Below are 13,693 nucleotides of genomic sequence, written 5' to 3' on the forward strand. Positions count from 1 at the left end.
GGTGCGTGTCGTGGACAGCCTGGACTGGCGCAAGAGCAGCCGCAGTACCAGCGGCAGCGATGCCGGATGTGTCGAGGTTGCTCAACTTCCCCGCCTCGCAGCCGTCCGGGACTCCAAGAACCCCGAGGCCGGTGTCCTCACTTTCCCCGCGGCCCCCTGGGCCACTTTTCTCGCCGCCCTCGACTAGCGATGGGTCGCCGGTATGGCGACCCACCACTCACCTGATCACTGGAACCAGGGCATGTCCGCCTTCGGCTCCACCGGCGTACGCTCCTTGACCTTGCTCCACGAGAAGCCGTACCTGGCGAAGGTCTGGCCGTCGACGATGTGCCGGAATCCGAAGTAGGCGTCCCAGATGTACACCCGGGGGTCCCCGGGTTCCTTGACCAGTTCCGCGTCGTACAACGGAACGGGATTCGGATAGCAGGACAGGACGCCGTCGTTGATCACGTAGCTCCAGCTGTCCCACAACGAGAAGTACGTCGCCTGGTCCGGAATGGACCGCAGCCGGAAGTCCGGGTCGACCAGGTAGATCGCCGGACTGGTGGAAGTCTTGACTCGCTGCCCTGGCTGTGGGCAAGAGGCAGGCGCGGCTTGCTCCGACGCTGCCGCGACGGTGGGTGTCACCAGCGCGAACACCATTCCGGCGACAGCTGTGAGCACGGCGTGACCAGCACGCCTTGTCTTGTTCATGAGAACTGCAACCCCCTAGAGAAAACGAACCTCGCAGACCGTACAGACGTCCGGCTGCACCCACAACGGGGCCATTCCGCCGCGCCCGCTGCGCCGAACGGCCGGACCATCAGCCTGTTTTCGCAGGTCAGAGGGCACGCCGCAAAAACTGTCGGACCCCCGATGCATGATGGTCAGCGTGGACGAACTCGACCTCTTCTCACCCGCGACCCGTGACTGGTTCGCCGGAGCCTTCGCGGCCCCGACCCAGGCGCAGGCCGGGGCGTGGCGCGCGGCCGCCGCGGGTGAGCACGCGCTGGTCGTGGCGCCCACCGGATCAGGCAAGACGCTCGCCGCGTTCCTCTGGGGCCTCGACCGGCTGGCCACCCAGCCCGCCCCCAGCGAGCCGAAACACCGCTGCCGGGTCCTGTACATCTCCCCGCTCAAGGCGCTCGCGGTGGATGTCGAGCGCAACCTGCGGGCCCCGCTTGCCGGTATCCGGCAGGCCGCGCACCGGCTGGGACTGACTCCTCCGGCCATCTCGGTCGGCATGCGCACCGGCGACACCCCGGCCGACGAACGCCGGTCGTTCGCCAGAACCCCGCCGGACATCCTGGTGACCACGCCCGAATCCCTCTTCCTGCTGCTGACGTCGGCGGCGCGGGAATCGCTCAAGGGCATCGAGACTGTGATCGTCGACGAGGTGCACGCGGTGACCGGCACCAAACGCGGCGCGCACATGGCGTTGTCACTGGAACGGCTGGACGCGCTTTTGCCCGAACCGGCGCAGCGGATCGGGCTCTCGGCCACTGTGCGTCCCATCGAGGAGGTCAGTGCTTTCCTCGCGGGCGGCCGCCCGGTCACCGTCGTCCAGCCGAAGACGGCCAAGACCGTGGAGGTCACCGTCCAGGTCCCGGTCGAGGACATGGCCAACATCGACACCCCTCAGGCGCCCGGCCCCACCGGGGAGCTCCCGGTCGAGGACGGGATCGGCACGCTCGAGGAGATCGGCGCGCCCCGGCGGCCGTCGATCTGGCCCGCGGTCGAGGAACGCATCCTCAGCCTGGTGCGTGGGCACCGCTCGACGATCGTGTTCGCCAATTCCCGGCGGCTCGCTGAACGGCTCACCGCAAGACTCAACGAGCTCGCAGAAGAACAGCCCTGGGAACTGGACCGCTTCCCAGCCGAAGCGATCGGTCAGTCCGGGTACTCCGGCGGCGCCTCGCCGGTGATCGCCCGGGCGCACCACGGTTCGATGGCGCGCGAACAGCGCACCGTCGTGGAGGAGGAGCTGAAGTCCGGCCGGCTCCCGTGCGTCGTCGCGACGTCCTCGCTGGAACTCGGGATCGACATGGGCGCCGTCGATCTCGTCGTCCAGGTCGAGGCGCCGCCGACGGTCGCGTCCGGCCTGCAACGCGTCGGCCGGGCCGGGCATCACGTGGGCGCGGTGTCCCGAGGCGTGATGTTCCCCAAGTTCCGTGGCGACCTGGTGTCGTGCGCGGTGGTCGCGGAACGCATGCGCGACGGGGCGATCGAGGCGCTGCGATATCCCCGCAACCCGTTGGACGTACTGGCGCAGCACATCGTGGCGATGGTCGCACTCGAAGCATGGACCATCGACGAGCTGTCCACAGTGGTCCGGCGGGCCGCGAACTTCGCGTCGTTGCCGCAGTCCGCTCTGGAGTCCGTGCTGGACATGCTGTCCGGGCGGTATCCCAGCGAGGAGTTCGGCGAACTGCGGCCACGGGTGACGTGGGACAGGATCACCGGCGAGTTGCGCGGCCGTCCGGGCGCGCAGCGGCTGGCGGTCACGTCCGGCGGCACCATTCCCGACCGGGGGCTGTTCACCGTGATGACCCCGCCCAGTGAAGGGCGTGCGGGGTCACGGGTCGGCGAACTGGACGAGGAGATGGTCTACGAGTCCAGAGTCGGCGACACCTTCCTGCTCGGCACGTCGGCGTGGCGTGTCGAGGACATCACCCACGACCGGGTGATCGTGCTGCCCGCACCGGGGCAGCCTGCCCGGATGCCGTTCTGGAAGGGTGACGCACCCGGGCGTCCCTTGGAACTCGGCCGTGCGATGGGAAAGTTCCTGCGCGAACTGTCCACATTGGAGGACGCCAGGGCCAGGGAACGGGCCGCTTCGGCAGGTCTGGACGAATGGGCGACGGACAACCTGCTGGCCTACCTCGCCGAGCAGAAACAAGCCACGAGACACGTGCCGGACGACCGGACGGTGCTGGTCGAGCGGTTCCGGGACGAGCTCGGCGACTGGCGGCTGGTCGTGCACTCGCCGTTCGGCGCACGCGTCAACGCACCATGGGCGTTGGCCATCGCCGCGCGGCTGCGCGAGCAACGCGGTATCGACGCCCAGATGGCGCACTCCGACGACGGGATCGTCATGCGGCTGCCGGACGCCGTGGACGACTCGGGCGCCGAAGTCACCGCGACAGCCGAGGACGTTCTGCTCGATCCGGAGGAGATCGAGCAGATCGTGGTGGCCGAGGTGGGTGGTTCGGCGTTGTTCGCGGCCCGGTTCCGCGAATGCGCCGCCCGCTCGCTCCTGCTGCCCCGAAGGGATCCACGACGGCGCAGTCCGCTGTGGCAACAGCGCCAGCGCGCGGCGCAGTTGCTGTCGGTGGCGGCGAAGTACGAGCGGTTCCCGGTGGTGCTGGAGGCCATGCGGGAGTGCCTGCAGGACGTGTACGACCTGAACGGCTTGCGTGAGCTGATGACGGACGTGCGCTCCCGGCGGGTGCGTGTGGTCGATGTGGAGACGCCGACACCGTCCCCCTTCGCCCGCAGCCTGCTGTTCGGCTACGTGGGGATGTTCCTGTACGAGACGGACACGCCACTGGCCGAGCGGCGTGCCGCGGCCTTGTCGCTGGACTCGTCCCTGCTGGCGGAGCTGCTCGGCTCCGAGGCGATCCGGGAACTGCTGGACGCCGATGTGGTGGCCGAGGTCGAGCGGTCACTGCAACGGCTCGATCCGGACAGGCACGCCAGGCACGCGGAGGACGCGTCCGACCTCCTGCGTTTCCTCGGTGACCTGACCGAACAAGAAGCCGCCGCGCGCGGCATCAGGCCGGAGTGGCTGGCCGAGCTGATCGCCCAGCGCCGGGTGATCAGGGTGCGGATCGCCGGTGAAACCCGCAACGTCGGCATCGAGGACGCCGGCCGGATGCGGGACGCACTCGGGGTGGCGCTGCCGGTCGGTGTGCCGGAGGCGTTCACCGAGCCGGTCGCCGACCCACTCGGTGATCTGCTCGCCCGTTACGCCCGCACGCACGGCCCGTTCCCCGCGGCGGAGGCCGCGGCCAGGTTCGGGCTGGGCACAGCGGTGGTGACCGGTGTGCTGGACCGGCTGGCCGGTACCGGGCGGCTCGTCCGTGGCGAGCTGCGGCCGGGCGGCACACACACCGAATACTGCGACGCCGAGGTGTTGCGTCGCCTGCGCCGAGCTTCGTTGGCGCGGCTCAGGGCTGAGGTGGAGCCGGTCGAGCAGGCCGCGCTCGGGCGATTTCTCCCCAGTTGGCACGGTGTGGGGAAGCGTTTGCGCACCGCGCCGACAGCGGACGACGTGTTGTCCGTGGTGGAACAGCTCGCGGGGACTCCCCTCCCGGCGAGCGCGCTCGAGTCGTTGATCCTGCCGGCACGGCTGCCAGGCTTCTCCCCTGCTCTGCTCGACGAGCTCACCGCGGCGGGCGAGGTCACCTGGTGTGGCAGTGGTTCGCTGGCCGGGGGCGATGGCTGGATCGCCCTCGCGCCCGCGGACGTCGCCGACCTGTTGCTGCCGGACGTGGAGGAGAACGTCCCGGACTCCCCCGTGCACCAGGCCATCCTGTCCGCGTTGGACGGTGGTGCGCTGTTCTTCAGGCAACTGGCCGACCGGATCGGCTCCACCGACGACCAAGAGGTGGTCACCGCCCTCTGGGACTTGGTGTGGGCCGGTCTGGTCACCAACGACACACTCAACCCGTTGCGCGCCTTGGTGTCCGGCCGTGGAGCAACCCACAAGCCACGCCGCTCGGCACCGCGCGGCCGCTACGCCCGCATCCGAGCCCAACGCCCGGCGATGCCCAGCAGGACCGGCCCGCCCACGGTCGGCGGCCGCTGGTCCCTGGCGGTCGAACGGGAGTCCGACCCCACCCGCCGCGCCCATGCCCGCGCCGAGGCTTTCCTTGAACGCCATGGTGTGCTCACTCGCGGCGCACTGGACACCGAACGCGTCACGGGCGGCTTCAGCGGCGTGTACAAGGTTTTGCGCGCGATGGAGGAATCCGGCCAGGTCATCCGCGGCTACGTGGTCGAGGGGCTCGGCGCGGCCCAGTTCGCCGCCCGCGGCGCCGTCGACCGTCTCCGTGCCCTGTCCCGCACAGCAGGCCGCGACCCCGAGCCCGTCGGTGCGACAGTGCTCGCCGCCGCCGACCCCGCCCAGCCTTATGGCGCGGCCCTTCCGTGGCCGGCCACCGTCGGCGAGACAAAGCACCGCCCGGCCCGCAAAGCCGGCGCACTGGCGGTTCTCGTCGACGGCGAACCGGCCCTCTACGTCGAACGAGGCGGAAAGTCCCTGCTGTCCTTCACCGAGGACGACAAGGCACTGCGCTCCGCCGCCGAAGCCCTCTCCCGCGCCGTCCGCGAGGGCTGGCTAGGTCAGCTCGCCGTCCAACGCACCGACGGCGACATCGCCCTCACGTCCCACCTCGCCGACATCCTCCGCGACGCCGGCTTCCGCGCCACCCCCAAAGGCCTCCGCCTCCGCGCCTGACCCCGGCGTGTCCACCATTCCGACACCCCGAAATACACATTCCGGCACCCAGAAATGACCGTTCCGGCACAGTGAAATCCCTAGCCGGCGGCTGAAAGCCGGGCACGGCGGACTCACTGTGCCGGAAGGCGAAACTCGAGGTGCCGCAACGTGCATCTCGGGGTGCAGGAACGTGCATCTCACTGTGCCGGAAGGCGAAACTCGGGGTGCTGGAACGTGCAACTCGGGGTGCTGGAAAGGTGGACACGGCGGGGCGGTGCTGGTTCGGCGCTGGGGGTGGACGACCGTTCCGGCTCACCTGTTCGCGGTGGTGAGTTCCTCGAGACGGTCCATCGAGTCGCGGATGCCGTGTTCCATCCCGGACGCCACGGCGGCGTCACGGCCTTCGACCGACGGGTACACCGAATGGGTGTGCAGGCGGGTCCGCCCGCCGGGCAGCTCCGTCAGCGTCATCGTCTCGATGGCGACCTGGTGCGGAACGCCTTCGAACTCGAAGGTCTGGATGACCATCTCGTTCGGCACGACCGTGTGGAAGACGCCGCGGAAGGCGTACTCGCCGTTGTCGTCGCGGTGGAGGTAGCGATAGCTGCCGCCGGGCCGGGCGTCGTAGTCGATCACCTCGATCTGCACGTCGCGTGGCCCCAGCCACTGCCCGACCAGGTCGGGATCGGTCTGCGCCCGGTAGAGCCGCGCGGGCGTCGCGTCGAACTCCCGCACGACGTCGATGAACGGCGTGCCGGGCTGGGCGGTGATGGTGGTCGGGTTGGTCATTTCTCCTGCTCCTTCATCTGTTCCAGGACGGTGTCCAGTTGCCGGAACCGGCTTTCGGTGGCCAGCCGGTACTCGTCGATCCAGCTGGTCAGCTCCTCCAGCGCGGCCGCGTTGAGGTGACACGGCCTGCGCTGCGCGTCCCGGCTGCGGGTGATCAAACCGGCCGCTTCGAGCACCTGGATGTGCCGGGACACCGCCTGTTTGGTGATCGGGAACGGCTCCGCGAGCTCGTTGAGCGTCGCGTCGCCCCGTGAGAGGCGCGCGATCAGCCCACGCCGGATCGGGTCGCCCAGCGCGGTGAACGCCCGGTCAAGACGGTCGTCCAGGTCATCGTCGGCCATCTTAGTCAACCAATCGCTTTATCAACGGATTTGTTGACTATAGGCATGAGACGGGTCGCGGCGCAAGTCCCTCGGCCGGTTTCGCGTCGCGGCGGACCACCCCTGAGAGGCATTGACTTCGTAAAGAAAGTTCCCTATTAATAGGCGGTCCCTGGCCCTGAGGAGGCCCCGCATGTCCGCCTTTCGGGTGCGTGTCGCCCTTGCCCTGGCTGTCCTACTGACTCTCTCGCTGGCGCCTGCCAGCACCGCCGCTCCCGCCGACGTGGTGACCACGTTGTCCGAGGCGGAGTCCGGCACCACCGCCATCGCCGGCTGGCAGATCCAGTCGTCGGCCCAGGTCTCCGCGACCGGTGCGGAGATCTCCCAGCCGCGCTACGACGATTCCCGGTGGTACCGCGTCGGCCCACGCTCGACCGTGCTGGCCGGGCTGGTGCAGAACGGGCGCTACCCCGACTTGTTCCACGGCACGAACATGCGCGACAACGTCAACCGTGCCGACTTCCAGGTGCCGTGGTGGTACCGCACCGAGTTCCACGTGCGTGACCGCTCGCCCAACACCGTGCTCAAGATCCCCGGTGTGACCTCACGCGGTGAGGTGTTCCTCAACGGCACCGAACTGGGCGACGTCGTCGGCACCTACAACGCGCGCGAGTTCGACATCAGCGCACTGGTCAAGCCCGGCCGCAACGCACTCGCGATCAAGGTCGCGCCCGCCGATCCGAAGAAGGACTTCACGATCAGCTGGATCGACTGGGCGCAGCCGGCTCCGGACAACAACATGGGCCTGTTCCGCGACGTCGAGATCGCGCGCGGCGGTGCGGTGTCGCTGGCCGGGGCGTACGTGCACACCAAGCTCGCGCTGCCCGGCATGGGTTCCGCGGAGGTGCAGGCGTTCGCCGAGGTGCGCAACACCACCGACAGGCCGCAAACCGTTGCGCTGCAAGGTGAAGTCGCCTCACGATGGCTCAACCAGGTTGTGCGGCTGAACGCGAACGAGACGAAGACCGTGGCGTTCACGCCGGAAACGCTGCGCAATCCCCGCGTGTGGTGGCCCTACCAGTACGGTGAGCAACCGCTGTACCGGCTGGATCTGACCGCACGGGTGAACGGCCGGACAACCGACCGCACCGGTACGACGTTCGGTATCCGCGACGTCGTGTCGAACCTCAATGCTAAGGGCGACCGGCAGTTCATCATCAACGGCAGGCAGATCCAGATCCGCGGCGGCGGCTGGGCGTCGGACCTGTTGCTGCGCACGCAGCCGGACCGCCTTGAGGCACAGTTGCGCTACACGCGCGACATGGGCCTGAACGCCATCCGCCTGGAAGGCAAGCTGGAGACGCCGGAGTTCTACGAGCTGGCTGACCGCTACGGCATCATGCTGCTGCCCGGCTGGGAATGCTGCGACAAGTGGGAGCCGTGGACCGGCTGGGGCGGCGAGGCCTGGACGCCGGAGGACTACCCGATCGCGCAAGGTTCGCTCAACGCCCAGGCGCGCTTCCTGCGTAACCACCCGAGTGTGATCGCGTTCCTGATCGGCAGTGACATCTCGCCGCCGGAGGACGTGCAGCGGATGTACCTGGCCGAGTTCGAGAAGGTCGGCTGGCCCAATCCGGTGCTGCCCGCGGCTTCCCTCAACGGTGGCCCGCGGCCGCCGCTCGGCTCGTCCGGCAGCAAGATGGAAGGCCCGTACGACTGGGTCCCGCCGGTCTACTGGTACGGCGACAAGCTGGGCGCTGCCTTCGGGTTCGCCGGTGAGCTGAGCGCCGGACACTCCATCCCCGCCCTGGACACCGTGCGGGGCATGCTGAACGCGACCGAGCAGGAGCAGCTGTGGCGTGAGCCTGCGACGCCGCAGTTCCACACCGGCCGCGGCAACGAACCCTTCAACAACCTCTACCTGTTCAGCAACGCGCTGGCGCAGCGGTACGGCACGCCGACCAGCCTGGCCGACTACGTCGACAAGGCGCAGCTGGCGAACTACGAGCAGGTCCGTGCCCAGTTCGAGGCGAACGCGCGGCGGATGACCGCCGAGCGGCCCGCCACCGGCTTCATCTACTGGATGCTCAACAACGCCTGGCCGTCGCTGAACTGGCACCTGTACAGCTACGACCTCAACCCGGCAGGCGCCTACTTCGGTGCGAAGAAGGCGAACGAGCCGATCCACATCCAATACTCGTACGACGACCGCTCGGTGGTCATCGTCGGCCAGGGCCCGAAGAAGGCCGACCAGCTGACGGCGCTGGCCGAGGTCTACACGATCGACGGAAAACTGGTGCACAGCCAGACCAAGAGCGGGATTTCCGTTTCGCTGCCGGGTTTGGCGGAGGTGTTCACGTTGCCGGCGGTGCAGAACCTGTCGGCGACGTACTTCGTCCGGTTGAAGCTGACCGACGGGCACGGCAAGGACGTCAGCAGGAACACGTATTGGTTGTCGTCGAAGCCGGACATCCCGGACTGGGACAACAGCGAGTGGTACTACACGCCGGTCAGCCAGTTCGCGGACCTGAAAGGACTGGCTGCGCTGCCGAACGCGTCGGTCGACGTGCGTGCCCGCAGCTTCGGTGACAAGACGACGGTGACCGTTCGCAACACGTCCAGCACCATCATTCCGGCGGTGCAGCTCACGCTGCGCAAGGCGGACGGCTCGCAGCTGTTGCCGGTGACCTGGTCGGACAACTACGTGGCGCTCTGGCCGGGTGAGTCGATCACCGTCCAGGCGTCGCACGAACCGGCGCGGCGGCCCACTGTGGACATCGGCGGGATCAACGTGGCGACGCAGAGGCTGGCCGCCACACAATAACTGTTTCGGAGGAGTACACGTTCGTGTGGAGTGCGCTGGGTGACCGGCGCACTCCACACTTTCGGGTGAATCCCGCGTCAGTCACCGCGGAGTCGCACGCAGCACTCCCCCGGCGTCGGTTCGAGCACCGCGCGCACGGTGGGTGCCCGCAGGCCCTCCAGCAGTCCGCTGAGGAACGCCTGGTTGATCCCACAGACCAGCGCGGGCTCCTTGGCCGCGAGCGGGTGGAACGGGCAGTCGCGCAGCCGCAGGCAGGTCGGGCTGTCCCTGGCCGGTTCGAAGCCGTGCCTGGCCAGCAGCTCCTGGGCCACGGTCAGCGCGCGTTCGGAGCCCAATCGGCCCAGCTTCGCCTTGTCCCGCTCGCTTGTCCCGAGCTTCTCGCCGCGCTGGGCCGCCGCCCGGACGGCCGCGTCCTGGACGTCCTCGGCCACCACGGCATCCATCAGGATTTCGGCGAGGACGTCGTGCTGTCGCTGCGGGATGGCCACCCGGACGTCCACGTTGGCCGGTTCGTAGACCTTCGGGGCGCGCCCGACCTTCCCAGCCGCTTGGTAGCCCGCCCGCAGCAGGCCCGCGTCCACCAGTTTGTCCAGGTGGAAGGCGGCCAGTTTGCGGGAGATGCCCACCGATGCCGCGGCTTCGTCCCGGGTCACCGGGCGTCGCTCGGCCCGGATGAACGTGTACATCCGCCAGCGCAGGTTGTCGTCCAGCGCCGCGATCGCCTTGATGTCCGCCGAGCTCACCCTCCTACCATATCGCCAACTTGGATGTTCTAAACCACACTCCTTGACCTTTTCTGCGAATAAGACCAAGATTTGTTAGCGTAACTTGGGTCAAGAGGAGTCGCATATGCGTGCCGCAACCGGCCTGCGGGTCGTCCACGAGCCGGACACCGGGGTCGACCTCGCCGCCGCGGAGAACGCCGCGGCGGCGTTCCTTCACGCACTGGGCGTGTCGACCGATTCGGAGAGCCTGCGTGGCACGCCGGGCCGGATGGCCCGGGCCTACGCCGAGCTGTTCAGCCCGCGTCCGTTCGACCTGACGACGTTTCCCAACGACGAGGGCTACGACGAGCTCGTCCTGGCCCGCTCCATTCCGGTCCGGTCGGTGTGCGAGCACCATCTGCTGCCGTTCGTCGGCACCGCCCACGTCGGCTACCTGCCAGGCGAACGCATCCTCGGGCTGTCGAAGCTCGCCAGGATCGTCGAGTACTTCGCCTGCCGCCCGCAGGTCCAGGAACGGCTGACCAAACAGGTCGCCGACTGGCTCAACGACCACCTGCACCCGCGCGGTGTCGGCGTGGTGATCGAGGCCGAACACACCTGTATGACCCTGCGAGGGGTCCTGGCCGGCGGCTCGACCACGGTCACCTCTACCTTGCTGGGCAGTCTGCGTGACGACGCCCGCTCACGCCAGGAGTTCTTCGCGCTCAGCGGCGTCCACGCCTGAACCTTGGAGGAATTCGCGTGACCACCTTCGTCATCGTCGGCGGCGGCCTTGCCGGGGCCAAAGGCGCGGAAGCGCTGCGGGACCAGGGATTCGACGGCGACATCGTGCTCGTCACCGACGAGCGGGACCGGCCCTACGAACGACCGCCGCTGTCGAAGGACTACTTGCAGGGCAAGGCCGAACGCGACAGCGTGTTCGTGCACGGGCCGGACTGGTACGCCGAGAACGACGTGGACCTGCGGCTCGGCGTGTCCGCCACCGCCATCGATCGCGCCGCGCACCAGGTACGACTGTCCGACGGCTCGTCCGTCGAGTACGCGAAACTGTTGCTGGCCACCGGATCCAGCCCGCGTGAGTTCCCGGGTGCCGAGGATGCGCTGTACCTGCGCAAGATCGGCGACTCGGAACGGATCAAGGCGGCGATCGTCAACTCGTCCCGGTTGATCGTGATCGGCGCGGGCTGGATCGGCCTGGAGGTCACGGCCGCGGCGCGCAACGCGGGCGTCGAGGTGACCGTCCTGGAAGCCGCGACGCAGCCGTTGCTGGCCGCGGTCGGGCCGGAGGTCGCTGAGGTGTACGCGAATCTGCACCGCGCCAACGGCGTGGACCTGCGCCTGGGCATCGAGGTCGACCAGGTCGGCGCCAAGAGCGTCGGCCTCGTGGACGGCACGGTCGTGGAGGCCGACGCCGTGCTGGTCGGCATCGGCGCGGCCCCGAACGTCTCCCTGGCCAAGGCGGCGGGGCTGGAGGTGGACAACGGCGTGCTCGTGGACGCCTCGCTGCGCACGTCCGACCCCGACATCTTCGCGGCAGGCGACATCGCCAACGCCGAAAACCCCGGGCTGGGCAAGCGGGTCCGCGTCGAGCACTGGGCGAACGCGCTCAACCAGCCCGCCGTGGCCGCGACCGGGATGCTCGGCGGGTCGGCGGCCTACGACGAGTTGCCGTACTTCTACACCGACCAGTACGACCTGGGCATGGAGTACATCGGCGACATCACCGGGTACGACCGCGTGGTGTTCCGGGGCGACAAGCCGGGCCGCGAGTTCATCGCGTTCTGGCTCAAGGACAACCGTGTCCTGGCCGGGATGAACGTCAACATCTGGGACGTGGTCGACCCCGTCAAGGCACTGATCCGGGCCGGCAGGCAGGTCGACCCGGATCGGCTGGCCGACCCGGAGGTCCCGCTCGAGGAGATCTAGAACTCCAGCGTGCTGTACGCGTTCAACGCGGGCTGCCCGCCGAGGTGCGCGTACAGCACCGTGGAATCCTTCGCGATCTCCCCGGAGGCGACCAGGTCGATCATCCCGGCCATGGACTTGCCCTCGTAGACCGGATCGGTGATCATCGCCTCGGTCCGGGCCGCGAGTTTCATCGCCTCGATCGTCCGGTCGTCCGGAATTCCGTACGTGCCGGCGTGGTAACGCTCGTCCAGTTCGATGTGGTCGTCCGAGATGGACGTTCCGACCAGTTCGGCGGTCCGCCGGGCGATCCGGGTGACCGCGTCCCGCGTCTCCGCGGGCTTGGCCGACGCGTCGATGCCGATCACCCTGCGGTCGCCCGCGAAACCGGCGACCATCCCGGCCTGTGTGCTGCCGGTGACCGAACAGACCACGATCGTGTCGAAGAAAACACCCAGTTCGGCTTCCTGGCGGCGTACTTCCGCCGCCCAGCCGGCGAAGCCGAGGCCGCCGAGCGGGTGGTCCGAGGCGCCCGCCGGGATCGAGTACGGCTTGCCGCCACTCGCGTGGACCTCGTCGATCGCGCGCTGCCACGATTCCCTGATGCCGATGCTGAACCCGGACGGGTCAAGCCGGACGTCGGCGCCCATCAGGCGGCTCAGCTGGATGTTGCCGGTGGTGGCGTAGCCCGGGTCGGTCCAGTCCACCCACTTCTCCTGCACCAGAACGCATTTCAGGCCCGCACGAGCGGCGGCCGCGGCGACTTGCCTGGTGTGGTTGGACTGCACGCCCCCGATGGACACGAGCGTGTCGCAGCCGGTGGCGATCGCGTCGGCGACGAGGTACTCCAGTTTGCGGGTTTTGTTGCCGCCAAAGGCAAGTGGCGAGTTTCCGTCCTCACGCTTGGCCCACAGTCGAGCTCCACCCAAATGTGTGGTGAGGCGTTCGAGCGGGTGAATCGGCGACGGGCCGAACAGCAGGGGGTAGCGGGCGAAGTTCTCCAGTGTCACGTTTTCTCCTTCAACAACACGGCCAAAGTCGCCCAGTTGCGCTCGGCGAGGTCAGCGGCCAGGCTCGCGTCGCCCGCTTCGCAGGCGGCGATGATCCGCTCGTGCATCGGTGCCGAGTCACGCCCCAACGGTGAACCCAGGTACAGGTAGATAGCGCGGTGCAGCAACGGCGTGTACCGCTGGATCGTCGCGGCGACCGCACGGTTCTCACTCGCCTGCACCAGGACGTCGTGGAACGCGTCGTCGCACGCGATCGCGTCCTCCAACGCGCTCGCGTCGACCGCCGACGCGAACCTCAAGTTGGCCGCACGCATCGCGTCGAGGTGCCGCGGGGTGAGCTTCGGGACGGCGAGACGCGTGGCCAGCCCGTGCATCGACTGCACCACCGCGTGCGCGTCGCGGACCGCGGCCGAGTCCAATTGAGTCACGCGGGTGTAGCTGTGCGGCTTGGTCTCGATCAAGCCTTCGTCGGCCAGCCGGGCGAGCGCCTCCCGGACCGGTGTGCGGGACAGACCCATCTGCGCGGCCAGCTCGACGTCCTTGACCGGTGTGCCCGGAGCCAGTTCGCCCGCGACGATCGCACGCCGGATGGCACTGAGCGCCTGATCGCTGAGCAGAGCCCGGTCGAGCCGACCAATATATTGCATTTCACTAGGCTAACAGCCGAGGTCAAGGGGCCTCTTCACTGGCACGAAAGG

The 13,693-nt window shown here is 68.6% G+C and carries 11 protein-coding genes; 5 read left to right on the top strand and 6 right to left on the bottom strand.

Translation table 11 applies throughout. The features are described from left to right. Nucleotide 1: 1 nt before the first annotated feature. Complete coding sequence (locus tag GC106_RS28350; RefSeq protein WP_312872904.1) at nucleotides 2-187, top strand: DUF397 domain-containing protein; 186 nt, start codon at nucleotides 2-4, stop codon at nucleotides 185-187. Nucleotides 188-225: 38 nt separating this feature from the next. Here GC106_RS28350 and GC106_RS28355 read toward each other — a convergent pair whose 3' ends face one another. Beyond that, entirely contained in the window at nucleotides 226-693 is a 468-nt protein-coding gene (locus tag GC106_RS28355) for a hypothetical protein (protein ID WP_173136908.1), read from the bottom strand. Nucleotides 694-862: 169 nt separating this feature from the next. Here GC106_RS28355 and GC106_RS28360 point away from each other — a divergent pair, with 169 nt between their 5' ends. Next, nucleotides 863-5,440, top strand: a complete 4,578-nt coding sequence (locus GC106_RS28360; RefSeq protein ID WP_173137159.1) for an ATP-dependent helicase — start codon at nucleotides 863-865, stop codon at nucleotides 5,438-5,440. 294 nt (nucleotides 5,441-5,734) lie between these two features. Here GC106_RS28360 and GC106_RS28365 read toward each other — a convergent pair whose 3' ends face one another. Together GC106_RS28365 and GC106_RS28370 are read right to left on the bottom strand one after the other, a co-directional pair. Then, nucleotides 5,735-6,211 carry an SRPBCC family protein gene (locus tag GC106_RS28365; protein WP_173136910.1) on the bottom strand — a complete coding sequence of 159 codons (477 nt, stop codon included), beginning with the start codon at nucleotides 6,209-6,211 and terminating at the stop codon, nucleotides 5,735-5,737. Then, nucleotides 6,208-6,552: an ArsR/SmtB family transcription factor gene (locus GC106_RS28370; protein WP_173136912.1), complete on the bottom strand. Its 345-nt coding sequence runs from the start codon at nucleotides 6,550-6,552 to the stop codon at nucleotides 6,208-6,210. The genes GC106_RS28365 and GC106_RS28370 overlap by 4 nt, the downstream gene beginning before the upstream one ends. Before the next feature lie 172 nt (nucleotides 6,553-6,724). Between GC106_RS28370 and GC106_RS28375 the strand changes: the two genes are divergently transcribed. Further along, complete coding sequence (locus tag GC106_RS28375; protein ID WP_173136914.1) at nucleotides 6,725-9,355, top strand: glycoside hydrolase family 2 protein; 2,631 nt, start codon at nucleotides 6,725-6,727, stop codon at nucleotides 9,353-9,355. 77 nt (nucleotides 9,356-9,432) lie between these two features. Here GC106_RS28375 and GC106_RS28380 read toward each other — a convergent pair whose 3' ends face one another. Beyond that, nucleotides 9,433-10,098: a helix-turn-helix transcriptional regulator gene (locus GC106_RS28380; protein WP_173136916.1), complete on the bottom strand. Its 666-nt coding sequence runs from the start codon at nucleotides 10,096-10,098 to the stop codon at nucleotides 9,433-9,435. Between the two features lie 106 nt (nucleotides 10,099-10,204). Here GC106_RS28380 and folE point away from each other — a divergent pair, with 106 nt between their 5' ends. Beyond that, nucleotides 10,205-10,804: a GTP cyclohydrolase I FolE gene (gene folE, locus GC106_RS28385; RefSeq protein ID WP_173136918.1), complete on the top strand. Its 600-nt coding sequence runs from the start codon at nucleotides 10,205-10,207 to the stop codon at nucleotides 10,802-10,804. An 11-nt stretch (nucleotides 10,805-10,815) separates the two neighbouring features. Next, nucleotides 10,816-12,006 carry an NAD(P)/FAD-dependent oxidoreductase gene (locus GC106_RS28390; RefSeq protein ID WP_173137161.1) on the top strand — a complete coding sequence of 397 codons (1,191 nt, stop codon included), beginning with the start codon at nucleotides 10,816-10,818 and terminating at the stop codon, nucleotides 12,004-12,006. Here GC106_RS28390 and GC106_RS28395 read toward each other — a convergent pair. Both GC106_RS28395 and GC106_RS28400 read right to left on the bottom strand, forming a co-directional pair. Beyond that, nucleotides 12,003-12,995, bottom strand: coding sequence for a 1-aminocyclopropane-1-carboxylate deaminase (locus GC106_RS28395; protein ID WP_173136920.1), 993 nt, complete (start codon nucleotides 12,993-12,995; stop codon nucleotides 12,003-12,005). The two genes, GC106_RS28390 and GC106_RS28395, sit on opposite strands and share 4 nt — an antisense overlap. Continuing rightward, entirely contained in the window at nucleotides 12,992-13,642 is a 651-nt protein-coding gene (locus tag GC106_RS28400; protein WP_173136922.1) for a GntR family transcriptional regulator, read from the bottom strand. Before GC106_RS28400 ends, GC106_RS28395 begins: the two co-directional genes overlap by 4 nt. Nucleotides 13,643-13,693: the final 51 nt, after the last annotated feature.

It is taken from the genome of Kibdelosporangium persicum (assembly GCF_013280595.1).
GTDB lineage: Bacteria > Actinomycetota > Actinomycetes > Mycobacteriales > Pseudonocardiaceae > Kibdelosporangium > Kibdelosporangium persicum.